This window comes from Polaromonas sp. P4_F9, assembly GCF_056401235.1.
The window spans coordinates 24,455-50,015 of record NZ_JBFUJT010000037.1; the positions used below are offsets into that span (position 1 = coordinate 24,455).

Below are 25,561 nucleotides of genomic sequence, written 5' to 3' on the forward strand. Positions count from 1 at the left end.
GAGACAACATGCGCACCGCAAAACAATTATTTGATCTCGCCGGAAAAACAGCACTGGTGACCGGCGGCTCCCGGGGGCTTGGACTCCAAATCGCAGAAGCTTTGGGCGAGCAGGGAGCGAACCTCGTACTTTCCTCTCGCAAGCAGTCGGACCTGGAGCAATCTGTGACGTGCCTGAAAGACCGCGGCATACAGGTAAGTGCCATCTCCGCCGACCTGTCGCACGAAGCCGCTATCGAGCCACTTGTCGCGGAGACCTTAAATCGCCTCGGGCACATCGACATCTTGATCAACAATGCTGGCGCCACGTGGGGCGCACCCGCTGAAGATCATCCCATCGCGGCATGGGACAAGGTCATGGACCTGAATATCCGCAGCATCTTCTTGCTCTCACAGGCAGTGGGAAAACTTTCGATGATCCCGCGTAAGTACGGGAGAATTGTAAATGTCGCCTCCATTGCCGGGCTGGCCGGCAACGCACCGGATGCGATGCAGACGATCTCGTACAACACTTCCAAAGGTGCACTTGTGAACTTCACACGGACACTGGCCGGAGAGTGGGGCCGATATGGCATCACCGTGAATGCCCTGGCTCCCGGTTTCTTTCCATCGAAAATGACCAAAGGCTTTCTCGAAAGCGCCGACGAAGGCACCCTGGTCAATCGAATCCCGCTGCAGCGTATCGGTGATGATGAGGATCTTAAAGGCGCGGCCCTCCTGTTCTCCTCGGATGCGGGCAAGCACATCACAGGGCAGATTTTGGCCGTGGATGGTGGCGTTTCTGCCATTCTCTGACGACGCATCCTCTCCATTTGCACAGAGAACCCCGGACGCAGGTTTGATGAGGACTTCATTCGAAGTCGCCTGATCATTGCCAAATCGTTTATTTCACTATTCATCTCAACCGCCTAACGACTTGAAGAAAATGCAATCGAAAATAGTTTCCCGTCGCGATCTGGACTTCATGTTGCATGAGTGGCTGGACGTGGAATCGCTGACGAAGCGAGAACGTTTTTCGGATCACTCGCGTGAGACCTTCAGTGCTGCTCTGGATACTTGTGAGCGGATAGCAACCGAGCTGTTTGCGCCACACAACAAGAAAAATGACCAGAACGAGCCCATCTTTGACGGTGAAAAGGTGAGGATGATTCCCGACGTCAAGGCTGCCTTGGCGATCTTCTGCGAAGCTGGCTTGATGGCTGCAGGACAGGATTATGAGATGGGGGGCTCGCAACTTCCTTGCGTCGTCGAAAAGGCCGGGTTCATTTACTTCAGTGGCGCCAACGCCGGCACTACCTCCTATGCTTTCCTGACCATCGGCAACGCCAACACACTTCTCAAGTGCGGCACACCGCAACAGGTTAACACCTTCGTTCGGCCGATGTTGGAGGGAAAATTCTTTGGGACGATGTGCTTGTCCGAGCCGCAGGCTGGTTCCAGCCTCTCAGACATCACGACGCGCGCTGAACCACAGCTAGATGGCAGTTATCGTTTGACGGGCAACAAAATGTGGATTTCTGCCGGCGATCACGAACTGTCGGAAAACATCATCCATCTGGTGCTTGCAAAGGTGCCAGGACCCGACGGAAAGCTGATCCCTGGAGTCAAGGGAATCTCGATGTTTATCGTTCCGAAGACGATGGTCAATGCTGACGGTTCTCTGGGGGAACGCAATGACGTGGTTCTGGCCGGCCTGAATCACAAGATGGGATACCGCGGAACGACCAATTGTCTCCTCAATTTTGGTGAAGGCAGATTCAAGCCTGGGGGCAAGGCTGGAGCGATAGGCTATCTGGTTGGCGAGGTCAACAAAGGCTTGGGCAACATGTTTCACATGATGAACGAAGCAAGGATCGGTGTTGGCCTTGGTGCGGCCATGCTTGGATACACCGGATACCTGCACGCGCTCGACTACGCCCGCAGTCGCCTCCAGGGACGCCAGCCTCTCAACAAGGACCCGGCGAAACCGCAGCGGCCAATCATCGAGCACACCGACGTCAAGCGAATGTTGCTGGCCCAGAAGTCGTATGTGGAAGGAGGCTTGGCACTCGGCTTGTACTGTTCAAAACTGGTCGATGAAGAAAGAACGGCAGTGTCTCAGCACGACCGCGAGCATTCGACGCTGTTACTCGACATCTTGACGCCGATTGCCAAATCATGGCCATCGCAGTGGTGCCTGGAAGCGAACAGCCTGGCAATTCAGGTGCATGGCGGCTATGGCTATACACGTGAGTTCAACGTTGAGCAGTTCTATCGGGACAACCGCTTGAACCCGATTCATGAAGGTACTCATGGAATCCAGGGAATCGACCTGCTGGGGCGCAAAGTTACCATGCGGGATGGTGCTGCGTTCAAGGCGCTTGGTATTGAAGTGCGAAAGTGCATTGACAGGTCAATTCAGGTCGCGGCGCTTTCCAGCTACGCCACTGCGCTGAGTGATGTCTTAAAAGCTATCGAAGATGTCACGGCGAGCTTGCATGCTGCGGGCGACCTGGACAAGACACTTGCCAATGCAACGCTATATCTGGAGGCGTTCGGGCATATCGTGTTGGCTTGGATCTGGCTTGAGCAAGCTCTTGCAGCAGTAGGGAAGCTTGGTGATGACGCGGATTTTTACTCTGGGAAGCTTCAGGCCTGCAAATATTTCTTCAAGTGGGAGCTTCCGAAAGTGCGTCAGCAAATGGAACTACTGGAGATGATAGATACGACCGGTCTCGACATGCGGGACGAATGGTTCTGATGACCGGATTTTCGATGTTGGCCTGATGACTCGTTTTGATTGCTCGGCAGCTATATAGCCTGCAAGGTTTTCTAGTCGGTAAAGATAATGCTGCAGAAAGTCATTTTCGGCGTGCATGTCAGATAGCCTCTGTTACACGCTACAAAGATCGAAACGGGTATCGGCACCGAAATTGAACGAACCCATCGCTTGCCGCCGAGTCGCAGGTCCCCTCTATCCCGTGTGGTGTGCAGAGCGCACGTATGCATGGTTTCTCACATGAAAAGTGGGAATCGCTCAAGGACCTGCTGCGCCGCATCCTCGTCACCGCCCAGCAGTTCGATCACCTCATCCCACGTCAGGCAGATAAAGAACAACTCCGAATCCATCGAAGTTTGCGCAGCGATGCGACGCGCCCGCCGTCCAACAAGCACGAGAAGATCCCATTTTTTGCGATCCTTCACGAGGCCGACGATATTACTAAAGTTGCACCGACCGCCTTGGTGCAACTCACTGAACTTGATTTCAAGTTCCCCTGAGCGGTGTCGTAGGTCGCAGGAAGCGTTGTATTTCAGGCGACGGAACCCGCCCATGAGCTGCGTGACCAATAGCTCGGTACCGCGCCCCGTCATTTCGCCCTTGGGCTGTACGACGATTTCGTCGAGGTCCGTGAGTTGGGGGGGGCAGCCGGTGAGGGGCCTCGCCGTCCCGATAACAAACAGGCGCCAGGGGTGACCCACTCCCGCGATCGACCAGGCTGCTCAACGGTTATGCCTTTGCGCATCGCTTAGGGCGCGTTGGCGTCAATCCGTAGATCGGAAAAAAAGGCACCTACTTACGAGAATAAGGTGTTTTGGTAAGTTGACTATCGCTTCCCCAGGTCTGTTGTTTCATCGCCATGTAACGCTTCTGCCTCCGGGACCGTGGACCTTAATCAGCATTGCCATAGATCACTGGAGGCTGGCGCGTCCGTTTACCACTCGCCGACAACGGCGGTTGCGTTGCGCGAGTTCATGAGCGGCGGTACTGCCTGGACGGAAATGTCGGGGCCCACGGTGCGGTTCTTCAAGTCGGAATTCGCACACAATGCCGCATCGAATGAGGGCATCACGCGCTGTACTTGTGTGCTTGAGCGTCTCGAAGGGGGCGCTGATGGACTCGCTTTCATCTCGTTTGAAAATCGCCTTGTTGGCATTGGGACCGAGCACGTAGTCATTCTTGAAGTCGACTGTGACCGCGCGGTCTACAACAGCGGTCGCGAGGCGGCAGCGCCTAGAGCATGAAGTCCTATTCGATGGTCGCGTTTACTCGTGGCCGCAGAAGGTGGACGGGGCCCGATTCGAGGAATTTACGCGTGATCTCCTAAGCCGCCGATCCGGCGTGGTCCACGTGCGTCAGACCCCGGTGACCAATGAGGGCGATGCCAATGCGGACCTCTTGTATCTTGGAGGTGCCGACATCAGGGACACACTCGATCGCCATGAGGCATCCGGCATTTTGATTGTTGCGCTGTCAGTGAGGCGATCGCTTGTGGAGCACCTTGCCATCTTGCGCAAGCGCAATATCTGGGCAAATTACTGGGGCGTGGCGAAATCGAGGAGCAACTCGACGCAAACCCAGACCTGGTCCGGAAGTATCCGGACATCGTCAGTTTCTCCATGTCATCAGGGATGTAGCGGGGCACATCTGACACCCGAACAAGCCCCATCGCCATAGTTTTTGGCAAACGTGTCAGATAGATCGATAGTTTGTCATGGCAAAGTATGATGGTCGGACTGGCGAAGGTCGCCAGTCAATCAACCTTGCTGCTGGTGGATAACGCCAGTCGCCGTTTGCCTATGCGTGGACTACTGCACTCCGAGGGCTATCGCCCGCTCTTCTCAGGTCACGAGACCTTCGCGCTGCGTCAGCTATGGCTGAAGAAGGCGGTTGACGCTGTTGGTCATGGCGTGCATTCGAGTCGGGCAGCCTCAGGTGGCGCAGGGCGTGGCCGTACCAAGAACGTCTTCAGCGAAGACTCCGCGATCGTCACTCTTGGCGTGGGCAAGAACATGGTGGGGTCGATCARGCATTGGGCGACAGCGTGCGATGTGCTTGCCGACGTCGATGGTCTTCCCGTGCCCACGGCGTTTGGCGGCCGCGTATTTGGCGACGGTGGCCTTGATCCGTACAGTGAACATCCTTCCACGCTTTGGTTAGTGCATTGGAAGCTCGCTGGCGGTTGGGCCGTGCAGCGCACGCATCGGAGCACGACTTGGTACTGGGTGTTCAACCACATCCATGAACAGAGTTTCAGCGCCAAAACCCTGCTCAAGTCCTTGGACGAATACGCTCGCGAACGTGGGGGGAAGCTGTCTGCAGCCACGCTCAAGCGGGACATTGAGGTCTGCATGCGCTGCTATGTGGATCGGTCAGAGACAAACTCGGTAGATGACTTTGCTGATTCCATGCTTGGGGAGTTGGGCCTGATCTCGGTGCAGTCCCGTGATGAGTACGCGTTGAGGCGAGGGCCCAAATCCACTCTGTCTGATGGCGCGTTTCTGTATGCATTGACGGAGTTCTGGCAGGCTTTCGCACCGGAACAGAGCACCCTGTCGTTTGAAACGATTGCGTATGAGATCGGCTCACCCGGCCGCGTGTTCAAGCTTGACGAAGATTCCGTGGCTGCGCGGCTGATCGCCCTTGATCCTCTAACAAAGGGAGCGTTTCAGTGGTCCGACTCCGCCGGCCTGCGCCAACTGATCAGGACGAAGCCCTTGAATCTGGACACGGCACTGGAGTTTGCATATGCCCACTAAGAAGACTCCGAACGTGCCGGCGCCAAAGAACGGATCGACAAAATCGCCCGCCGCAGCAGTTGCGCCTCGCTCCGCTGTGAAGCCCCAACCGCTCCTCGCAGACCACGTCAGCCTGAGTCGTCAATTTCAACGCGCTGTTCGTCTCGACACCGACTACGGGAGCGTCGAGGCATTGCGCGGATATATATGTCAAGGAACTGCCCGCAACGTTCTCGAAGCCACAGCTCGCCATGTGCTTCAAACACCTCAGCGTGCGTTCATCTGGACAGGCCCATTTGGAGGGGGTAAATCGTCGCTGGCGGTCGCTCTCTGCAGCCTGGTCGCTCCGAACAAGGCGGTGCGCCGCGCCGCGATGGACGTCCTCGAGCTGGGCGAGGCACTGCAGTCCGACATCGTGCGCGTATTTTCTGCGGCAAAGGACGGATGGCTGGTTTTGCCAGTCGTGGGACACCGTGGGAGCGTGGTGGATGCCGTTGCTTCGTGCCTGGACGAACGGGCTGGCACCAACGTTTTGCGCTCTACCAAGTCTGGAACACGGCAGCGCATCGCGCTTCTATTCAAGGCGCTTGCGGAACAGTCAGAGGCACGCGCGGGCAATGGTGTCCTTTTGGTCATAGACGAACTCGGTAAGTTCTTGGAAGCGGCATCGGGCGACGGAGACGACATCTATTTCTACCAGGAGCTTGCAGATCTCGCCGGTCGATGCAAAGGGCGTTTGGTCGTGGTTGGCATCCTGCACCAATCATTCGAGCAATATGCACATCGCCTGGGTTCCGAATTGCGCGATGAATGGCGCAAGGTTCAAGGTCGATATATCGACATTCCGCTCGTGGCGGCGTCCGACGAAGTGGTAGAGCTGACTGGTAGAGCCATTCATACAACAGCAACGCATCCTGAATCTCTCGCCATCGCAAGGCAGCTGGCTCAGTCGATTCGGCATCATCGGCCGGGCCTCGGCGCAGATTTCGCGGAACGGCTTGACCGTTGCTGGCCGCTGCACCCTGTCACTGCGGCGTTGCTAGGCCCTGTCTCAAAGCGCCGCTTTGGTCAAAACGAACGAAGCACATTTGGATTTCTCGCGTCTGTGGAGGCACGCAGCTTCCGGGAATTCCTGCAGACGGTGCACCTTGGCTCGGGGAAAACTTATACGCCGTCAGCCTACTGGGACTACCTTCGTACAAACCTGGAGCCCAGCATCCTCGCATCGACTGACAGCCATCGCTGGTCTCAGAGCGTGGAAGCGGTTGAGCGCACGGAGCATAAGAACCAAGGTGGCCCACAACACGTTCAACTGGTAAAGACGATCGCATTGATCGATCTCTTCAGGAATGGGTCCGGCCTCGTCGCAGACGAGGTGGTACTCGGTGCATGTGTGCGTGCAGACGACGGTACCGCATTGCCAGCCGACAAGCTGCAAGAACTGCTGCAGGATCTGCGGCGCTGGGCGCTCGTCACTTTCAAGCGTCACCAAGGATCGTGGGCGATCTCAGAGGGCAGCGACTTCGACCTGGACGCGGCACTCGCGGAAGCTCTTGGCACTATCGATGAACCGGACCTTTCTCAGCTGACCACGCTCGTGCAATTGCAGCCGGTGCTCGCGAAGCGCCACTATTGCGAGACGGGCACGTTGCGCTGGATGGTGCCTTTGATGACTCATGCCAACCAGTTTGTCGACGGCCTAGGACGGGCGGCCTCTGTGTGCGGAGAGCCGGGCACTTCGTTGGGTCGCAGTAGCGCGTTTGGATCGTTCCTGTTGGTTCTCCCAGCTCGCGGCCAGACGGTGCGCCAGGCTGGAAATCTTGTTCGCAAGCTGGAATGGCAGGTTGATGCGGAACGCCCGATCCTGGTAGGAATCCCACGCAACGGTGAAGCGATTCGCGAGCTTGGCCGCGAACTGATGGCCTACGACCGGATTCGGCGTTTGCGCTCGGAACTTGAGAACGACGCGGTGGCGCGAAGGGAACTTGAAGCACGAACCACCGATGTGCGAACCCGACTGGAGGAAGAGCTCCGGGACGCCTTGCACAGGATCCACTGGATCAACAGTGACTCCATGGGGCTTGCGATCTCCGAACAGGATGCGCCATTAAGCCTGGCGCATCTCGCTTCGTCATTCGCCGACGTAGTCTTCTCTAAGAGCCCGCAGTTGTTCAGTGAGCTGATTAACCGCGACACTCCTTCGTCAAACAGCACCAAGGCGAGGAAAGACTTGCTGTATGCGATGCTGGCAAAGCCCGATCACAGGCGGCTAGGCCTGGAAGGCTACCCCGCGGAGGCGGGTCTGTACCACAACCTCCTGGAGGCCGGCGGGCTGCATCGACCGGCGGCGGGGGAGAAGCGGAATGACGAAGCGGCACGCTACGCTTTTTCCGCGCCTATTGAAGACAAGGTGGCCGTGCGCGCAAGCAGCTTCACAGCTCTCTGGTCGGCCGCGGTTGACCTCATAGTCGGCACGACGACTGCTGTTCCGTTGAACGATCTCTATCGACTTTGGCAGGCCCCACCGTACGGGGTACGAGGAGGGGTGTTACCGGTTCTATGGCTGGCGTTTGCTTTGGCCAACCAGCACCGCATGGCAATCTACAAGGATGGGATGTTCGTACCCCAAATTCGACCTGTGGATGTCGATGAAGCGCTGCAGGATCCGGGTCGCTTTGCTATCCGGCATGTCCAGATCAACGATCACAGGCGCGACATCCTCAAAGGTGTGGCGAAGCATCTTCGCAGTCTCGGCCGCGCGGTGGAAGCCGAACCACTGGAGGCCGCGCGTGGCCTTGTGACGCTTGTCTTTGATCTGCCGCTGTGGTCGCGCCGTACGCAACTGCTAAGCGAGCGGACGCGCGCCGTGCGCGATACCCTGGCCAAGGCGAATGACCCGCATCGGGTGCTGTTCGTGGACTTGCCGGTGTTGTTCGGCGATTTGCCGGTGCCTAAGTTTCTCGATGCAATGGGCGAGGCTCTGCAGGAGATGCAGTCGGCATATCCGGAAATGCTCTCCCGTGTACTGAAGCGAACACTGGAGACGCTAGATGCCTCGTTCGAATCGGAGAGGGACATTGCCTCCATCCGCCACAGGTCTGAGACCGTCATTGGAATTTCCGGAGACTTCAGACTCGATGCATTCGCAGGGAGGCTGGCCACGCTCAGCCGAGACCCGGAGGCTGTCGAAAGCCTCTTGAGCTTAGCCGTCAACAAGCCGCCAAAAGAATGGTCCGACCAGGACATTGATGCTGCCTTGATCCAGCTCGCCCAGTTGGGGCTGAAATTCCGGCAGGTGGAGGCCGTTAGCTCAGTTCAGCACCGTGACCCCACGCGGAGTGCAATCGCAGTGGTCTTTGGCACGGGTGTTCAAGGAAAGACCGTGTCTGAGAGCTTTGACGTCTCTGCTGCTGAAGACCAAAGGATTCGGCGACTCTCCGATGCCATCATGAAGCAATTCAAGGATGAAAAGCGTGAGATCGTGCTCGCGGCCCTCGCGCAAGCAGGCACAAAGCTGGTGGAAGCGGCAAGCGCTGCAGAAAGGGTTTCATGATGACTGCTGTTACCGCGACCGTTCAAGCCAAATCATCCGTGAAGCCTACAGGGAATCCGGTTCAACGTCATGTCCTGGGTTTGTCTGGTGGACGTGATAGTGCGGCCCTCGCGGTCTACATGCGCCAGCATCACCCTGAACTCAAACTCGAGTACTTCTTTACCGATACGGGCAAGGAGCTACCAGAGGTCTACGAGTTCTTGGGGCGGCTTGAAGGCTTCCTCGGCCAGTCGATTTTGCGACTGAACCCTGATCGGGACTTCGACTTCTGGCTGAGGGAATACGGACACTTCTTACCTTCGGCCAGTACCAGGTGGTGCACACGCCAGCTCAAGCTGCTGCCATTCAGGCAATGGGTACGGCCTAGCCTCGCCGCCGGACACCGCATCACGAGCTATGTGGCCATTCGTGCGGACGAGGACCATCGACAAGGCTTCGAGCCCACCCAGGAGCATCTCAAAGTCAACTATCCGTTCCGCGAGGCTGGCATCGACAAGCAGGGAGTGATCGAATTGCTCGAAGCCTCTGGCCTGGGTCTGCCGAAGTACTACGAGTGGCGCTCGCGCAGCGGTTGTACTTTTTGCTTTTTCCAGCAGAAGATCGAATGGGTCAATCTCAAGCGCAACCATCCGGACGCGTTTGAAGAGGCCAAGCGGTATGAAAAGAGCGCGCTGGAGCATGGCTCGCCTTTCACCTGGTCGCATGGCGAATCGCTGTTCGACATCGAGAAGCCCGAACGGGTTGCCGAAATTGAAGCAGATTTCATCGCGCGCAAGGCTCGTGAAAAAGCGCGCATGCCTGTCAATCCGCTACGCCCGATAAGATTTGTCGAGCCAACAGATATTGATGATTTGTTCGGCGAGGATGAGGGGGGCGGGGCGTGCTTGGTTTGTCATAAATAGACGCGGCTCCCATAGCTGGCTAAAAAGGAGAACAAGATGGCTGGAGGATTCCGAATAGCGGCGCGTGCGTTGCGTCAAATGGGCGCAGAGTTGATCACTTCTGACGACGTTGCCCTCAATGAGCTGATTAAGAATGCGTTCGACGCTCGGTCGCCACGAGTCAAAGTGGCGATACAGTCTTTCGCCGACTTGGATGCCCTTGCACTGCTGGAAGAGCAGATTCGGAACGAAAAGGTCTCGAAGCAAGAAGCGATCGAACGCGTCGATAAGGCCATTGCATCAGACCTGACAGTTGCGCAGCGCTCACAACTCATCGAGCGCCTGCACTCGTTCTTAGAGGATCGCACGGAGTTTGCAAATAACCTCAGAAAGTTTCGTACAGAGCAATCGCTACACGTGTCTGACGACGGCGTGGGAATGAGCGCCGAGGATCTATCCGACCGCTTTCTTGTCATTGGCACACCTGGCAAGCTGCTTGCCAAGCGCGCAGCTGGTCCCGATGACTTGCCGATCCTAGGAGAAAAGGGAATTGGCCGTCTCTCAATGATGCGCTTGGGAAACCTCGCCACCGTTAAGTCAACCCAGAAGGGAAGTGACCGATGGAACAGCATTCATTTTCGATGGGATCGCTTTGATGATCCGAACCTCTTCCTCGACAAGGTCGACGTCGATGTAAAGGATGCTGGTGTGGCTGATGTGTCCAGGCAAGGCACTGAAATCGAGATCACGGAACTGTCCGGGAATTGGACTCAGGAGAAGGTACAGCTGTTCATCCAGCGATACATGAGGAGACTGCAGAACCCATTTTCCAAAGAGGCTCGCCCCTATCCGGTCGACATCGTATTGAACGGCAAGCGTCAGCCGATTGCGTCGTTGCCACAGTGGCTCGAGCGAGTTGCACAGTTCAAAGCGGAGATCACTTTTGATCCGAATGGCATCGACGGTACCAAGCAAATCCTGCGCAGGAGCCTTCAGTGGCGAGATTCAACTTCTCCGGAGACGAGGGCATGGGAGATGGGCGAGCTGACGCAACAACTGGCGCTGCCTGCAGAGACGTTTATACGGTTAGGTCCATTTGTCGCAAATTGCCTGTGGTTCAACCGACAGATGCTGTCGGGAACCGTTGAAAAGACTCGTACCGAGATTGCCGAAGAACTGAACCAGTGGTGCGGCGGCTTTGCGCTTTACAGGGACAATTTCCGTGTCGGTAAGACAGGTGGAATGGAAGACGACTGGCTGGAGTGGGACAGCGGTGCCCTGAGAGCGAAGGGTTTCGCATTGAATCGCTACCAAACGATCGGAAGCGTCAGCATTTCCTCGGGCAACAACCCACGTTTGATCGATTCCGCAAATCGCGAACGCCTTGTCGCATGTCCCGAGCAAGCGTTGTTGAAGAGCCTGTTAGGCGACATCATCGTGAAGGATCTTCGCCTTCACATAAATGCGATTCGGGAAGCAGAAGCGAAAATCGCCATTGCCGAAGAATCGACGACCGAGTCTCTCAAGAAGTCCGAAGAGTCGTTGAAAAAGACCATTCGCGCTGTGGAAGAAATCGGCAAGCAACTCCCCAAAGAGCAACGGCACAAGATCGTAGAGATTCGGGAGACGCTTCAGGGCCAGGTCGAGTACGTGAAGACAATCAAGAACTCGCTCAATATGGCACGCGAGACGAAAGTGGAGCTACTTGAACTGGCCAATATCGGCTTGGTGGTGGAGATCGTCATCCATGAGCTCGCCAGACTGACAGAGCGAACAGGTGAACTGCTTGTCGATCTGCAGAAAAAAGAAGGCAAGAGCGATGTCGTGAATGTAGTCGATAGCCTGCGCTCTCAAATTGTGGCAACGAACAAACGGATTCGCACCGTTGACGCGATGAGCCCATCCGGCAGGCATAGGAAGGAAAACTACGACGCCGTCGCGCAGACAAAGACAATCGTGTCAGGGTTCAAGAACAGATTCGAACGGCACGCCATCAGGGCCGAGGTCACGCTGGACGACGGGCCTGCTGAGAAGGCACTGAACGTCTATATGGTCCGGGGTCTGATCGCGCAGACTCTCGAGAACCTGTTAACGAACTCCGTCTACTGGCTGCAGCAAGGCGTGAAAGACGGCGAGAAGGAGCGGCACATTTCGATAGAAATTGACTCGAAGGCGCTGACCGTTAGTGTTACAGACAACGGCCCTGGCGTTGATCCGAAATACGCCAAGGAAATTTTCAAGCCGTACTACACAACGCGAAGAAAGGGCAAAGGGTTGGGGCTCTACATTGCCTCCGAGCTCGTCGACTACCACGGCGGTCGACTGTACATGGATGATCATGCCGACGAAGACGGCCGGCTCAGGACATTCACGATCGAATTGCCCAAGGAGGAGTGATGGATAACCCCGAACAACAAGAAAAAGCCGCTCCTGTGGCTGACACCAAGGCCGAGACTTCGGCAACTACACCACTGGTAGCGGCGGACCTGGCAGCTGCTGCAGTGGTGCGCGGCCCGATTAAGGTCCACGTCATCGACGATGAGTTAGCGGGCCTTACGTTTGCGCATCTGAACGCCCGCTCCGAAATCGGCCCCGCACTGGCAGACATATCCAGCCCCGAAGTCGCGGAGTTGTGGCCGATCGTGGTCTCCGTTGATAGTACCTTTCAGCCGCTTGAGAAAGAGAATACGGATACGGTGCTGCAGTTTCTCGGCTCCACAAGATTCGTGCAGGAGATAGTGCTATCTGACAAGTTCCGGACCACAGCGTCGGCGCTGCTCATGGATCCGTTGGMGAACTTTCTCCAACAAGCGGACAACGTGCGAGTTCTCAAAGAACAGATTGAGTCCGCTTTTCCCCCGACAGAGTTTGAGACAACATTTGCCAGTACAAGGCCAAGCGCGCCCGAAGATTTGCTCAAGTACGATTTTCTCATCTTGGACCTTGTTCTGAACAGAAGTACTGGGGCCGTGGACGAGATGGTGAACTACTTGCTGACAATGGCCGAGGCGAACTATCCCTCGCGGATTCCCGCCATCATCATCATGTCGAACAGCGAGGAGTTGACCACCGAGCGTTTGCGCTTCAGCACGGAGTCGCGTATCAGTGCAGCAGGGCTACTTCTGCTCCCGAAGGCAAAAATCCGGGAGACGGGGTTTGGCAAAGAGGGGCTTGTGCTGAGCTACCAGCAGCTCGACAGGCAGCGCGGCGTGGCACACCATATGCGAGTGTTTATGCGCACTTGGATGGGTGCCCTTGAGGACGCGCGTAAGAAGGCGGACATTACGTTGTGGAATCTCGACGCCGCTGCAATGCAACAGATTCATCTCAGCGCGATAGCCGAGGACGACCCATATGATGAGCACCTCAATGAGTTGATGTCGCGGGAGTACTTATGGCATGTTGAGTCGTCGCCGGCAGTCGGAACGGCTCTGGAAGCCTTGGACGCGTGTTTCTCCGACCAGCTCACGCCGGGCAGCAACCCTCCCACAATCGGCACGAGATTTATTGCACCACTCGTGAACCCCAAGGTAGGGCGTGACCTTGTATCGCATTTCACGTGGACCGGGTTTGCAGTGCCAAGTGCACTCGACTCGATGTCGGCGCAGGAGGCGCTGGAAAACTTCAACAAGCTTGTTCCGTTTGGAGCGGTGTTGGCGCCGGCCGAGTTGACGCCCGAGACTGAGTGTCTGGTTCATATCACGCAGCAGTGCGATCTCAACGCTGCAACCAGAACGAAGAATCTTGTCAAGCCTGTGCAGTCCGCGCAGTTTGCTATTGTGCTTCCGGTGGAAGTGGTGGAGCACAAGATGCCTCCCCACGATACTGACAATGAAAGCCTGGTTGCGAGGGGGATGTCGATAGGCGGGAAAGAGTACGACTTCAAGCTTGCTAAGGGACGTCAGCTTGCGTTGCCCATTCGTAAGTTTATTGAGCACGCCAAGGCAGAAAAATTGAGCGTGGTTGGGCGCCTGCGGCACGATATTGCAACGCACTTTCTTTCGGCAACCGTGAACCACATGACGCGATTCGCGTCGCTGAAAACGACGCGAGTGGAAGTTCGTAGCGCAAATGTGTTCCTTTACGGGAAGAAGTTCCCCAACAGTGCGCCAGTGATGCTGACGGAGCCAGATGGAACGCCGATGACCGTTCAAGTCGCGTTGCACAACAAGCTTCACTTCTTCCTGGATGGAACGAGTGTTCGAATTGCACTTTGGGTGAAGGATCAACTCGCCACGCATTACGCAGGCATGAAGTTTGATACCGCTGCCGTCTGCAATACGCTCAGTGTCGGTCTGAAGGACAAGACACCGCTGACGAACACGGTCGATTTCTTCGCCAAAGCATTCGCACTCGACCAGCTGAAAGGAAATCTTTCGGCCGCGGGCGCGCCGGACCCCAAAGTGCACTTTGTCGTTGTTGAGATTCCTCAGGCAACTGCGGGGCCGGATAGGACAAACGCGGCGACTGCGGCCGCCTGACCGGAACATGGTCATTTTTTTGAATTGTTCCGCATGACATCCACGTTTGATGCCCTCGGCTATCTGTCGGCAGGCGTCGAGGATGAGCGTCGTGCCCTTCGTGCCCGGCATTCGGCTGATATCGCAAGAGTAGAGGGTCTGTGTGCTGAAGCGCTAGGGGATCTTAATGAGATCGAAGGCAGCGGGAGCCAGGCGTTTCTGGTAGGCCTGGGGTTCTGGCTTCGCTGCATCGAAGCTTGCCAGGGCGCGGTGCTTTTGATCGAACGCGGTCTTCCCACAGCACCGTTCCCCGTACTTCGCACTGCCTTTGAATGTTTGTTTTTTGCATGCGCCCTGTGGCGCAACCCGGGCCTGGCGGAGAGGCTGCAGGTTGGGCATGATCTCGAGCGTGTGAAGCAGGCCAAGGCAATGATTGCGGCGGGAGCCGCTTCACGAATTCCAAGTGAACGCGTGCTCGACCTTGAAAGGGTCGCCGCCGAGGCGACGCCACTGGGTTCCGGACTGTCAGTGTGGGAGGCCGCCGTCGCCGCCGATCTGCGGCACGAGTACGAAACCGCGTATCGAGGCTTCGGCATAGCTGGTGCGCATGCATCGCTTCGAAGTCTTGACGACTACTTCGATAAACAAGCAGACGGATCTTTCACGCTTTGCTTCGAGCCAAATGCTTCACGTACAGCGTGGTTGCTTGGCCTAGTGGCCACCTGCTTAAAAGGCGGCGTAGACCGGTGCCGTCAAGCTCGATCCTGATTCGCAGAACGCTATGTCAAGGAAAAAGTGTCTGTTAGGGCGTCATATGTTGCAAGTCTCGCTGCCATAAGCCGTTTCCACATGGCGGTGGCGCTAGGTGACCGCGAAACGCCGGGCGGACCGGCGGCCGGGCTGGACTGAATCTGCATCCCGAATCTCTTCTTAAGATGCGGTAAAAGTACTTCGGGGATTCCCACCTGTTTCAAGTGGGGGGCGTGGTGATGGTGGATCGTTTGAATCCGCAAAAGCCCGTGCGATTCCTTGACCAACTCCAGTTCAAAAAAATCTTCGCTAGGGCCCTGCAACTCGGCTCGAACTTGCACTTGAATGCGCGCTGGAGGTCCGTCGTCCTTCTTGGGGCTGTCGAACAGGAAATTTCGTTTTCTGCCGTCTCTGCCAACGCCAGTGATTTTGGTCAAGAGAGCCCGATTCGTTGTCGAGCGCCAGGTGTCGAAGTCCGTGGCCTGCGCGACATCCCGTTCATACTTCGTGTTGAAGGCGATCACTGCGCCGGTATTTGCAGGCGCCACGGCGTGCACGACTTCGAAGGCTGATCCGATTGTCTCCATGAATGTCCAGGTTTGGGTGGGGAACCAGTATTCGCGAATTAAGTTGTCGAGGTTGACCTTGGCGTCAAACTTCCTTTGCAATGCGTGAATAGCGGCCATCGGGCCAGTGTGGCTCGTACCATGGACAACGACTTCATAGACGTTGATGTTGGCATGAGGAATCTTTTGCCCTGACGCGAAGCTAGTCGCAGATTCAATAGAATCCGCGCAGAACACACAGTCGTCTCTGAGAGGAAAACCGCCCGGACGTTGAGCGTCAAGCGAGGGGACGATGTCTGGGTACGCAGCACGTCCTCCTGCTCCCGAAATGACTTGTCCCGGATGAAAGGTGTGTTTGGTTGCGTGGAAAAGCGGCATTTCTAATGGCAGGGCGGACGGTGAGAGTCTCTAGGGAATTGCGCGCTCCAAAGCTATGAACAGTTCACCATGAACCTTGAGAGCTTCGGGGTCGGGCAAAAGGGCTTCGAGCCGAGGGAGGTGAAGCTTCGTTCCGGCCAAGCCAGCGTAGCTTCCGCTCATCAGCGTTGGTGAAAGCACCACCCGCATTGTGACGGGGTCAATCCGAAACAGTGCAAGGTCAAAGAGTGTGTGGATGTCAGCTCGCAGGAGCAGGCCGTTTCTGACCGTGTTGGTGTGAAGGCCTTTGAACGGGACGATGTGCGCAGCTTCCAATGCGTCCTGCACATCACACCGGGTCACGGCACATTTACCTTCGTACGCCGCAATTAGGTCGCGTCGAAATTTGGGCTGACCCTGGCGGAGTGCAATCTGCCGCAGAGCGTTTGTCCGGGCATCCTGCATGGAGCGCGCGTCAAATTCCTTGCTGCGTTCCGCTTCTTCCAGTGCCGTGAGCAAAACTGCTGTCGGCCCAGCGCCAAGAATCTGCACTGGGCGTAGCTTGTCATCGCCTTGCACCGTGGTAAGTTCCCAGGTGCCGTGCTTCCTGGGATCGTAAAACACGTAGTGGCCCGAGCGCTCTAGAAAGAGCAGATCGAACTCATCGCCGGTATCACAGCGGCGGGGCTTCTTGTTGTGAAAATGGTTTGACCTGGCGGCTGCATTCACGGTCAGCAGCTGCAAATCAGGAATGACATTGGAGACTTTGAAGTCCGGCCTGCGGGGGAGAATCCAAGCCTGAATCTGTGCAGGAGTGGCACGTCCCGCAAGGGCCTTGATGGCCTCAATGACCCAGTCTCGAGTCAGCATGTCGTACTTCGGCTTCGGAAAATGATTTCCGTCCTTGTCGACTATGTCGAAGTTCAGGCGTTGGAGAGTGCGGAAGCAAAGGGAGGCTTCGCCGCCTTTAAATGCATATGGATCGAAGGTCAGGCCGGACAACCCGTTTAATGCTAGTCCTACTACTCGCTTCGGGGCATAGCGCCGTCCTTTTAGAAGCAGGTCGTACTTTGTCGACTCAGCGAATCCGCCAGCTTCGCCGGCATCGATACGGCTTATTGCCTGCTCGATGTGATCAGATTTGAGCTGCTTCATCAGCTCTCGTGCTTGCTGGGGACTGGTCATGCTTCCTCCGCTGGGATATGGGGACGCCAAAACGTGCGGATCAATTTGGCCGAAATCAGCCCTTTGCGGCGAGTTCTTCCAACCTCGCCGCCGCTTCCCTCTTACCCATTCCGCGCAATGCAGCGATAGCAGGAAAATTGCCGCGGCGTGGCTTTGCCTTGCCCGACTCCCAGTTGTAGACGGACAGGGCCGATACTCCGAGCAGCATGCCCATTTCGGCTGCTGAAAGTGCTAGTCGCTGTCGATTCTTGGCGAATCCCTGGGCGCGGAAACGCAACTTTTCGCCGCTCTCAGCGTCGCCTAAGGTGGTTGGCGGGCTTTCCTTAGCACCGTGCTTCGCCTGCCTCTCCAAGTCAGCCGCGCGGCGTTTCAAGGCCACAATCTCTGCCCGGTGGCTGGCGGCGATCTTCAGTAGGCGTGCTGTCTCCCCTCTAATTTCCCTGCGAGCGAGACGACTGATCTCCTCTTTAAGTATCGATGCAATATTTGGCATGAGACGGATCCTGACCGATACGCCAGAATGGCGATATGGAAGATGAGAGGCAACCACCAGCGGATCAACGGAGCACGGATACCTGCTTCGTGTGCGGCGACGCCGCTGATAGCGAAGAACACATTATCCCAAAGTGGCTCCAGGGTCGATACGACCTATGGAACCAGAGAATTAAGCTGCCCAATGACACGACCATCGCCTATCGCCAACTGAAAATTCCGTGTTGCAAAGACTGCAACAACAACGTGCTTTCGCGTCTTGAGACCCGTGTCCAGCGTGGAGATGCTACAGATCAAGAGCTTTGGAAGTGGGCGGCGAAAATCCACTTCGGGCTGACGCGGAAGGACGAATTTCTAGCGTGGGACAGACGCCACCCCGGGTACACGATCGGTCAAGTGCTGGATCGAGATGACCCTCTCGAGTTAGACCGCCATTTGGTGCACAGCATCTACAGAGGCTTCCAGACGCACCCTGATCCATTTGGTTCGGTGTACCGGTTTGAGTGCGCCGAAGATGCGGGGTATCACTTCGCGCACTTGATCGCCCTTGCTGGAATAGCAACGCGCTCGCGAATTCCCGGCTCGTACCCTTTCGGAACAATTTGCTTGCGATTTACCAGTTCGGCCGGATTCCCGTTTTCGACCAGAAGCGAGCGCCAGGGTTGGCGTTTGATGGCCCACCGGAACATTTGCCGCATTTCGGAGAGCATCCTCTCGGCGGTGCGGGCTGCGCCTCGGTCGCGGCAGTAGGCAGCCGTGGCCAGCGTGGCGACGAAAACAGAGCTGGGCGCGAGATCCTGATCCCCTTTGCCGACCATGAACGCCATATTGCGATGCAGTTTGATCAATTGGATCAACCGGCACAACAAGCGGCCAAACACCTCTTGCGCGTTGGGCTGCGGCGACTCCTCGTGCGATTCCCGTCGGATGGGTTGCGGCGCGTAGAAGCCCCCCTACTTGCGGTAAGGGATGTTATCGTGAGCGAAGAAAAGCGGGAAAGGCACGGGACTCGGTGTGACGGATCACGCAACGGCGTCAGCCTAGCAGTCGGCTTTAGCGCCCTGGCAATGCAAGGTCACCACAGCGCTGAGTCACGCATGTCAATGGCACGTCGTCTGGCCTTCTGCACGTTGCTACGTTTAATAACTGCCGCCACAACCAGGGCTGCTAGGGCAATTGCGCTCATTTCCCACCACATCAGGCTGCGCTGCATTACGGTAGCAACAACCACCGCCAAGGCGGCCACAGTAGCAGCTACACCAACCAGTGCAAGCGCAAACCGAAACATAGGGTGCCCCCAGGAGGACGCTGAGCGATGACGAGCCATGCGTAAATTCTAGTGTGATCAGGCTAGAGCTTGATGCCTAAGCCCGCATTCTCGTGTGCGCACCTAATGGGTGCGGCATCAATGCAACATGTTCATCAAGTCGCGGCATTCCGACCTTGGTCCTGGTAGTTGTTGTTAAAAATTACCTGCACCAGTGCAGCTTTACGTTCCAGATCAAGAATGCCAGGCACCAGCTGCTGCAGTTCGTGCGCTGGGTAGTCGTAGTTAAACCGGTCAGACGCCATGGTCGCGCCCTTTCCAATTCCAGCGTCGCGGCTTGGTGGGCCTCGTCCAGCCAGCTCATGTTGCGGAACTCCACCGCCAATTGGGCGCCCGCCATTCGGTCCACGCACTCGCGTACATGCGCCATGCCATCCCGGTTTCGAACCAGCCACGGGGCAAACTGAAATTGCACGGCCGTTAGCTTGCCGGCAGCCCTTAGTGGTGCCAGTGCCTCTTTAAAGCGTCGCCACAGCTCGTCCAGCACGTCCAGGGGTAGGTCGCGGTAATAAAGCATCGTCTTGATGGTTGCTGGCAGGGCCTCGCGGATGTCCTTGTGCAGCACCGCAGGCGAGGTCTGGTGACCGGTGAAGAGCCGAAACGCCTTGATGTTGAAGACGAAGCCCGGCGGGGTGCGTTCTGCCCAGAGTTGTGCGGTGCTGGGCGCTGGTATGGCGTAGTAGCTGGAATCCACCTCAACCATCGGAAACCGGCTGGCGTAGTAACGCAGGCGTGCTTCGGCGGACTTCGCCTCCGGTGGATAGAAGAGGCCGGAGTCCACCAAGGTTTTGTCGGTCCACGACGCGGTGCCCACCAGTATCGTCATCATTTCATTGTGCAGGGGTGTCCTTTTCCCCAGCGCCGCCAGGCCTAAAGCCAACGGCCGTGTTGTGCCGACCGGCGCGGACGGATTTTGTTGACGCGCCGGGTTGTTTGGGTGGATACTGTGTATTTGTACAGTATCATTTGGAGCCGCATCATGGACAAACCCTACTCTGTCTCTCTGCAAGGTGTGGAGGAGCTACCGGCCGTCGAGCGGATCGCGGCCGAGGTTCGATTCATCAAAGACTTAGAGCGGACTTTCGGCAGCGCCGAGGCCGTTGTAGCGGTCTACCGCGCCTGGCGTGAAGCCAGCGAATGCGAGGCGAGTGAGCTCAGCGCGGAAACCTCGTCGCTGGCGGTGAAATGGCCCAAAGCCTTCGAAACCGCCCAGCGCGCCGGTCTGAAAAACATTGGCGAAGGCGATGCGCATTTTGAGCTGCAGCTGGAGCGCCAGCACGCCGAAAGCCACTGAACCCTGCACGTTGATTGATATATGGCCCCGTGCTTCCCTGGATGGGGGCGCACGCCACCGCCAATCCGATTGCGTTGACTTGCTGGACTTGGCGACTGCCACCGTAAATATTGCCGATGTTAAATGCCCAGTCGCTGGGCTAGACTTTGCCCATGGCTAAACCTTCGGCTACTAATCTATTTCGCAAATGGTCAATCTTGTGCGGCCTTTGTCTGGTTGCAGCTGCCGCAGTTTGGTACGGGCGTCCCGTATATGACATAGCGCGTATGGAGTGGTGTTTTCACAAGGGCGGCGAGTGGGAGCACGAAGCTGGTTGCATTATTGAGCCTGCGCCTGGCAAACCTTAGGCTGCTTGGCAGATTCCCCCTGTCGCAGAATCGCTTCATCCAGCATCGAGTTGGGCGTTCCCCAATAATTGGGACACTGCGCAGTGGAGGAGGGCGGATGACATGAACGTAGAGCTTCTAGATTTTGCTGAAAAGGCCGGATAAGTCTTTCGGCGCATTGGTGATCAGCGTCGGGTCGCGCTGTCGTGTTACGTATCGAGCCGCCTGGTGACGTCTCGCCCCTCTCGGGCTTCCATCGCTGACGCCTTCGCGCCGATGGCGCTGCGCGCTGCGCTTGCCCTCCAGGGGACTGGCTAAAGCCAATCCCCGCCGCGCAGGCTTGGCGCCCCTCGATACCGCCGACCAGGCGGCGCCTGATCGGCCAGCCCATGTCGCCGATGCGCGCTGCGCGCTCTTGGTCACTCCAGCCAGGCGTGCCTGCAGCACGCGGGGGCGCTCGCCGCGCGGCCGTGGGTTCGTCGCTCCCCTGGCCGTTGGCCGGGTATCCGTCTTTCCCTTCCTTCATCGCTGATCCCACGACCGTAGCCGATGGCGCCTGGCCGTCAAGGCGCGCAGGGCCGTGTCCTCGCCTGCGGCTGCGGGTCGCACCAATCCTGCGCTTCATCCATTGACGGCCAGTCCCCGCCGGCCCGGTTGTTCGCGGGCGATGAGCTCAGGAAAGACGGCGAGGAATGACGGTCGTGGCGACCCGCCCGGGTCGGTGCACCGACCCAACCGAAGCCACATCGGGCTCCGAATCTTGGAATCCGATTGATTTGGAAACCTCAGGAGGGCTGTGCATGCAGACAACAACGTAAATCGACTTGGAAGTCTTGTTTCTTATTTCTCTTTGGTATGAACGTCCCGCAAGGGACAGGAGCTATCACCATGAACACCTCTATTGATAAGAGTTTCGCATCAACTATGTTCAGAATTGATCAGTATCTGCGCAGGAGTGCCATCCCTAGAATTGCTGCATGACATCAACGAATCAGACGAGTGCCATCGACATCGGCGCGTTGCCAGTGCCACTCGGAAAGCGCACGCTGCTGCGGCTTAAGGAAGCCGAGCCAGCCACCATAGGACATTTCCGCGAGCATGGTTTTGTGCATCGCGGCATCCAACCGGTGAACGCTGTCGCCAGGACTTCAGGGACCGCCGTGACGGTCAAGGCCCATGGTCTCGATGGGGCCGTCTTGCATTACGCCCTTGGCCGGTTGAGACCCGGCGACTTCCTGGTCGTCGATCGCGCCGGGGACGATGCCATCGCTTGCATCGGCGGAGCCAGTGCATTGGCCGCGTCCATGAGAGGGGCTGTAGGAATCATCGTGGACGGCTGCGTCACCGATATCCAGGAACTGAGGGAGATCGGTATCCCAGTATGGGCACGAGGACTCAGCGCCAGAACGACGCGCAGCGAAGGCCTGCGGGGTGCATTCTGCATTCCCGTGGAGTGTGGCGGCGTGACGGTTCAACCGGGCGATGCCATTCTTGCCGATGAAAACGGCATCCTGGTCTTGCCGCCGGACGAGATTGAAGACACGGTATCGCGTGCGGTCTCAATGCAAGAGCAGGAGCAATCAACTCTCGCAAGACTGAGGAAAGGGGAAACCTATCCAGACGTACTTGGCACCACATTCAAAACCCAAACATGCACGCCTCTATGACCTCTCAGCCCATTCAAATTCCGTCGGAGTTCCCGCCCCTGGCCGACATGGCCACCGACTTGCGATCCGGAAGGACTTCAAGCGTTGACCTCACCAGAGACTGCCTGCAGCGTATCGCCAGGTTCGACGCAGACCTCAAGTGTTTTATCGCCGTGTACGCAGACGAAGCACTTGCAGCAGCTGAACGTGCGGACAGGGATATTGCATCGGGCCTGGACAAGGGGCCACTCCACGGCATTCCGGTTGCCTTGAAGGATCTCTTCGACATCAAGGCGAAGCCGACCACAGCGGGCTCTCCACTGCTTCTCAAAAACGATGCGAAGAAAGACGCCGAGATCGTGGAGCGGCTCCACCGAGCCGGGGCCATCATCGTAGGCAAGACCCACCTGGTGCAGTTCGCGCTTGGCTCATGGGGGACTAACGAACACATGGAGACTCCCCGCAATCCCCATGGCTCCTCCGCCACCACATTGGTCCCCGGAGGATCCAGCAGTGGCTCTGCGGTGGCTGTTTCGGCCAACCTGGTTCCCTGGGCGCTCGGTACCGACACGGGCGGCTCAGTGCGCGTGCCTGCCGCATTTTGCGGAATCGTTGGATTCAAACCCACGATTGACGCACTCCCGAGACAGGGGGTATTTCCGCTGAGCCAGAGCCTGGACAGCGTTGGCATCCTTGCCCGCTCCGTGGAAGATGCCCGTATCTGCTTTGATGCACTACAAGAGGAGAAGCAGACACCAATGTCAGCCCCGCAGCCACCAATGCGTGTGGGCCGTCTGTTGCCGCAGGAACTGGAAGGACTGCAGCCCGATGTGGCCCGGTCCTATGCAGAAAGCCTCGCGACACTGGAGCGCGCCGGATTCACCCTCGTTCCGTTTGAATTTCCCGTTCCGATTGAAGCTTTCAAGGGTGTGACGAATGCGATCATGATTACCGAGGGAGCCGCAGTGAACGCCCGCTTTCTCGAGGACGAAGCTCTGTTGATAGACTCCTCGGTGAGGCCGCGCCTAGTGGCCGCGAGGTCGACCCTGGCGATTGACTATCTACATGCGCAGGCACTTGCTGCGCAATGGAAGATCGAGTTTGCCGATTCGATGCGCAGGCTAGAAATTGCAGCAGTTGTGATGCCGACCACTTCATGCACGGCGCCCAAGCTGGAGGACGTCGACCACGGCCAGGCGCCGGTTCATTTCACCAGGCCTATCAATCTACTGGCGCTTTGTGCACTCTCGATACCTGCGGGCACGGATGCGATGGGAAGACCGATTGGCTTGCAAGTCGTTGGTGGAGCCTCCGATGACAAGCGCTTGCTGGCCATCGCCGCTGCCATGGAAATAGCTATCCGTCCCCTCAGCCCAACCTATCAGGAGGCCGCTCATGCTTAAGAAAATTATTTCCTTCACCTTGGTCGTAATGACGCAGTTGGCTGTCGCACAGGACTATCCTTCCAAACCGGTGCGTCTGATCGTTCCTTTCCCGCCGGGAGGCAGCGTGGACCTGGTCGCACGTCTGGTTGGAAAAAGTCTATCGGAGAGCTTCAAACAGCCCTTCATCGTGGACAACAAGCCTGGTGCCTCAGGGAACATCGGCGCGGAATATGTCGCCAAGTCGCCTGCGGATGGCTACACCCTTCTGGTCGGCAGTGCCGGTGTGTTTGCAGCGAACCAGTACCTTTACGCCAACCCGCCTTTCGATCCGCAGCAGGTGTTTTCGCCAATCATGCGGATAGTGGACCAGCCTAATATTCTGGTTGTGAATCCAAGCTTTCCTGCGAAGAGCGTCAAGGAATTGATCGCCCTGGCAAAGGAGAAGCCGGGCAAGCTGAATTTCGGCAGCGCCAGTGTCGGTTCCGCCCAGCATTTCTCGGCAGAGGTCCTGATGCAGCAAACGGGGATCGCCCTGCTGCATGTCCCTTACAAAGGTGGCGCTCCGGCACTGACAGATCTGATGGGCGGGCAGATAGACTTTTTGTTTGATACCTCGCCGACGGCGCTGCCCTACGTCAAGAGCGGCAAGCTCCGCGCCTTGGCCATCACCAGCAGCCAGCGATCCCGGTTGCTTCCCGATGTGCCGACGATGAAGGAAGCTGGTCTTCCGAACTTTGAAGTGGTGACCTGGACGGGCATTGCGGCCCCCGCCGGCACGCCAAAGAACATCGTCGACAAGATCAATGCAGCCATCAAGACCGCCTTGCGCGGCGAGCTGAGCAAGCAGTTGGAAGAAACATCATTGATTCCCGCCGGAGACTCACCGGAGGCGTTCCGGGAGTTCATCCGAAAAGATGCGGAAAACTACGCGCGCCTCGTCAAGTCGGCGAACATCGTGCCGCAGTGAAGCGGTTGTTACCTCCAACCGAACATGCGAGACACCTCGCGCCGAACTGGCGGCGTAGGGCCAGGGCAGCCTCGACGCTTCCTCCGGCAGGAAACGGAACGATCAGCTGGAGGGGTTTGATCCGGTAGTCGATGCCCAGATGACCTGATAGAGTGGCACGGTAGCAATCAGGCATATTCGGACGGGTCAATCCTGAAAATTCCGTTCTCCTCTGCACAAATGGCGTTACCTCACCCAGCGGTGATCCCCGCCGCGCTGCATCAGTTGCAGAACGAGCTACGCAAAGCGAGGCTGCGTGTGTCAACGGCACCTTTTAGCGCGCACTAAAGAATCCCCTGGACGTAGACATCTCAACGCGATGCGAAATGCATCCGTCTAGGCAGTCGCAGAAAACTATCCCCGCCGTGCCGACAGTTGTATAGACTGCCGCGATGGGCGTAACAATGCAGTGCAGAGACCGGCTTTGAAGAAATTCGAGATCTATCGCTTCGGGTAAAGCGTCAATTTTGTTGCATCCGTGTACGGCGTCAGTTATTAAAATGCACCGATCGTACAAAAATCGCCGACGCCGCTCTATAGATAAATCCTGAAGATATTTGATACAAAATCGTTGTTGATGAGATTTACTCTAAGAACCTATCCGTAAATTATGTTTACCTTGAGCGTCACTTTGCGGAACGCGATGATGGCAGCGGCTATGTGGTTCAGCGCGACGAAGCTGCGTTCGAGCTTCTCGTATCGCACGAGCAGCTTGCGAAAGCGGTTGAACCAGCTGTGGCAGACCTCGACCACCCAGCGCCGCGCCTTCCTGGTCGGGTCGCGCCGCTTGGCATCAGCCTCCTTGGCGCGATCAACGACATGAGCAATGTAGCCGTGC

19 protein-coding genes are annotated in these 25,561 nt (G+C 57.2%); 13 read left to right on the plus strand and 6 right to left on the minus strand.

Annotated features, from left to right (window positions below):
- The first annotated feature begins 8 nt into the window (after positions 1 to 8).
- The 9 genes from AC1DUB_RS24040 to AC1DUB_RS24080 all read left to right on the plus strand — a co-directional run bounded on the left by AC1DUB_RS24040 (position 9) and on the right by AC1DUB_RS24080 (position 15,157).
- Positions 9 to 794: an SDR family oxidoreductase gene (locus AC1DUB_RS24040; protein WP_477731674.1), complete on the plus strand. Its 786-nt coding sequence runs from the start codon at positions 9 to 11 to the stop codon at positions 792 to 794.
- Positions 795 to 924: 130 nt separating this feature from the next.
- On the plus strand, positions 925 to 2,739 hold the full coding sequence (locus AC1DUB_RS24045; protein WP_477731692.1) for an acyl-CoA dehydrogenase: 1,815 nt from the start codon (positions 925 to 927) through the stop codon (positions 2,737 to 2,739).
- 242 nt (positions 2,740 to 2,981) lie between these two features.
- Positions 2,982 to 3,257: a hypothetical protein gene (locus AC1DUB_RS24050; protein ID WP_477731675.1), complete on the plus strand. Its 276-nt coding sequence runs from the start codon at positions 2,982 to 2,984 to the stop codon at positions 3,255 to 3,257.
- 1,224 nt (positions 3,258 to 4,481) lie between these two features.
- Positions 4,482 to 5,516: a DUF4007 family protein gene (locus AC1DUB_RS24055; protein WP_477731676.1), complete on the plus strand. Its 1,035-nt coding sequence runs from the start codon at positions 4,482 to 4,484 to the stop codon at positions 5,514 to 5,516.
- A complete protein-coding gene (locus AC1DUB_RS24060) occupies positions 5,506 to 9,048 on the plus strand; it encodes an ATP-binding protein (RefSeq protein ID WP_477731677.1) in 3,543 nt (1,180 codons plus the stop codon). The genes AC1DUB_RS24055 and AC1DUB_RS24060 overlap by 11 nt, the downstream gene beginning before the upstream one ends.
- Positions 9,048 to 9,950, plus strand: coding sequence for a phosphoadenosine phosphosulfate reductase domain-containing protein (locus AC1DUB_RS24065; RefSeq protein ID WP_477731693.1), 903 nt, complete (start codon positions 9,048 to 9,050; stop codon positions 9,948 to 9,950). The genes AC1DUB_RS24060 and AC1DUB_RS24065 overlap by 1 nt, the downstream gene beginning before the upstream one ends.
- Positions 9,951 to 9,986: 36 nt before the next feature.
- Positions 9,987 to 12,326, plus strand: a complete 2,340-nt coding sequence (locus AC1DUB_RS24070) for an ATP-binding protein (protein ID WP_477731678.1) — start codon at positions 9,987 to 9,989, stop codon at positions 12,324 to 12,326.
- Complete coding sequence (locus tag AC1DUB_RS24075; RefSeq protein ID WP_477731679.1) at positions 12,326 to 14,410, plus strand: hypothetical protein; 2,085 nt, start codon at positions 12,326 to 12,328, stop codon at positions 14,408 to 14,410. Before AC1DUB_RS24070 ends, AC1DUB_RS24075 begins: the two co-directional genes overlap by 1 nt.
- A 33-nt stretch (positions 14,411 to 14,443) precedes the next feature.
- Positions 14,444 to 15,157, plus strand: a complete 714-nt coding sequence (locus AC1DUB_RS24080) for a DUF5677 domain-containing protein (protein ID WP_477731680.1) — start codon at positions 14,444 to 14,446, stop codon at positions 15,155 to 15,157.
- Positions 15,158 to 15,168: 11 nt separating this feature from the next.
- On the opposite strand, the gene AC1DUB_RS24085 is transcribed toward AC1DUB_RS24080, so the two are convergent.
- The 5 genes from AC1DUB_RS24085 to AC1DUB_RS24105 all read right to left on the minus strand — a co-directional run bounded on the left by AC1DUB_RS24085 (position 15,169) and on the right by AC1DUB_RS24105 (position 19,895).
- On the minus strand, positions 15,169 to 16,083 hold the full coding sequence (locus AC1DUB_RS24085; RefSeq protein ID WP_477731681.1) for a hypothetical protein: 915 nt from the start codon (positions 16,081 to 16,083) through the stop codon (positions 15,169 to 15,171).
- Between the two features lie 30 nt (positions 16,084 to 16,113).
- Positions 16,114 to 17,247: an HNH endonuclease gene (locus AC1DUB_RS24090; protein WP_477731682.1), complete on the minus strand. Its 1,134-nt coding sequence runs from the start codon at positions 17,245 to 17,247 to the stop codon at positions 16,114 to 16,116.
- A 55-nt stretch (positions 17,248 to 17,302) separates the two neighbouring features.
- Positions 17,303 to 17,740, minus strand: coding sequence for a helix-turn-helix domain-containing protein (locus AC1DUB_RS24095; protein ID WP_477731683.1), 438 nt, complete (start codon positions 17,738 to 17,740; stop codon positions 17,303 to 17,305).
- A 523-nt stretch (positions 17,741 to 18,263) separates the two neighbouring features.
- On the minus strand, positions 18,264 to 18,587 hold the full coding sequence (locus AC1DUB_RS24100) for a hypothetical protein (RefSeq protein WP_477731684.1): 324 nt from the start codon (positions 18,585 to 18,587) through the stop codon (positions 18,264 to 18,266).
- Between the two features lie 621 nt (positions 18,588 to 19,208).
- Entirely contained in the window at positions 19,209 to 19,895 is a 687-nt protein-coding gene (locus tag AC1DUB_RS24105) for a DUF72 domain-containing protein (protein WP_477731685.1), read from the minus strand.
- A gap of 150 nt (positions 19,896 to 20,045) precedes the next feature.
- On the opposite strand from AC1DUB_RS24105, the gene AC1DUB_RS24110 reads away from it, so the two are divergent.
- The 4 genes from AC1DUB_RS24110 (at position 20,046) to AC1DUB_RS24125 (ending at position 24,684) form a co-directional block, all read left to right on the plus strand.
- A complete protein-coding gene (locus AC1DUB_RS24110; protein WP_477731686.1) occupies positions 20,046 to 20,360 on the plus strand; it encodes a hypothetical protein in 315 nt (104 codons plus the stop codon).
- 1,303 nt (positions 20,361 to 21,663) lie between these two features.
- Complete coding sequence (locus tag AC1DUB_RS24115) at positions 21,664 to 22,353, plus strand: RraA family protein (RefSeq protein ID WP_477731687.1); 690 nt, start codon at positions 21,664 to 21,666, stop codon at positions 22,351 to 22,353.
- Positions 22,350 to 23,735 (plus strand): amidase, encoded by a 1,386-nt coding sequence (locus AC1DUB_RS24120; protein WP_477731688.1) that lies wholly within the window; start codon positions 22,350 to 22,352, stop codon positions 23,733 to 23,735. The genes AC1DUB_RS24115 and AC1DUB_RS24120 overlap by 4 nt, the downstream gene beginning before the upstream one ends.
- Entirely contained in the window at positions 23,728 to 24,684 is a 957-nt protein-coding gene (locus tag AC1DUB_RS24125; RefSeq protein ID WP_477731689.1) for a Bug family tripartite tricarboxylate transporter substrate binding protein, read from the plus strand. Before AC1DUB_RS24120 ends, AC1DUB_RS24125 begins: the two co-directional genes overlap by 8 nt.
- Positions 24,685 to 25,320: 636 nt before the next feature.
- Here AC1DUB_RS24125 and AC1DUB_RS24130 read toward each other — a convergent pair.
- Positions 25,321 to 25,561, minus strand: a 241-nt coding sequence (locus AC1DUB_RS24130; RefSeq protein ID WP_477731690.1) for a transposase, incomplete at its 5' end; no start/stop codon positions are given.

Coding starts and splice junctions, on each gene's coding strand:
- AC1DUB_RS24080 (WP_477731680.1), top strand. CDS start 14,444: ATGACATCCACGTTTGATGCCCTCGGCTATCTGTCGGCAGGCGTCGAG.
- AC1DUB_RS24060 (WP_477731677.1), top strand. CDS start 5,506: ATGCCCACTAAGAAGACTCCGAACGTGCCGGCGCCAAAGAACGGATCG.
- AC1DUB_RS24125 (WP_477731689.1), top strand. CDS start 23,728: ATGCTTAAGAAAATTATTTCCTTCACCTTGGTCGTAATGACGCAGTTG.
- AC1DUB_RS24110 (WP_477731686.1), top strand. CDS start 20,046: ATGGACAAACCCTACTCTGTCTCTCTGCAAGGTGTGGAGGAGCTACCG.
- AC1DUB_RS24085 (WP_477731681.1), bottom strand. CDS start 16,083: ATGCCGCTTTTCCACGCAACCAAACACACCTTTCATCCGGGACAAGTC.
- AC1DUB_RS24065 (WP_477731693.1), top strand. CDS start 9,048: ATGACTGCTGTTACCGCGACCGTTCAAGCCAAATCATCCGTGAAGCCT.
- AC1DUB_RS24040 (WP_477731674.1), top strand. CDS start 9: ATGCGCACCGCAAAACAATTATTTGATCTCGCCGGAAAAACAGCACTG.
- AC1DUB_RS24120 (WP_477731688.1), top strand. CDS start 22,350: ATGACCTCTCAGCCCATTCAAATTCCGTCGGAGTTCCCGCCCCTGGCC.
- AC1DUB_RS24105 (WP_477731685.1), bottom strand. CDS start 19,895: ATGATGACGATACTGGTGGGCACCGCGTCGTGGACCGACAAAACCTTG.
- AC1DUB_RS24050 (WP_477731675.1), top strand. CDS start 2,982: ATGCATGGTTTCTCACATGAAAAGTGGGAATCGCTCAAGGACCTGCTG.
- AC1DUB_RS24090 (WP_477731682.1), bottom strand. CDS start 17,247: ATGACCAGTCCCCAGCAAGCACGAGAGCTGATGAAGCAGCTCAAATCT.
- AC1DUB_RS24070 (WP_477731678.1), top strand. CDS start 9,987: ATGGCTGGAGGATTCCGAATAGCGGCGCGTGCGTTGCGTCAAATGGGC.
- AC1DUB_RS24095 (WP_477731683.1), bottom strand. CDS start 17,740: ATGCCAAATATTGCATCGATACTTAAAGAGGAGATCAGTCGTCTCGCT.
- AC1DUB_RS24115 (WP_477731687.1), top strand. CDS start 21,664: ATGACATCAACGAATCAGACGAGTGCCATCGACATCGGCGCGTTGCCA.
- AC1DUB_RS24045 (WP_477731692.1), top strand. CDS start 925: ATGCAATCGAAAATAGTTTCCCGTCGCGATCTGGACTTCATGTTGCAT.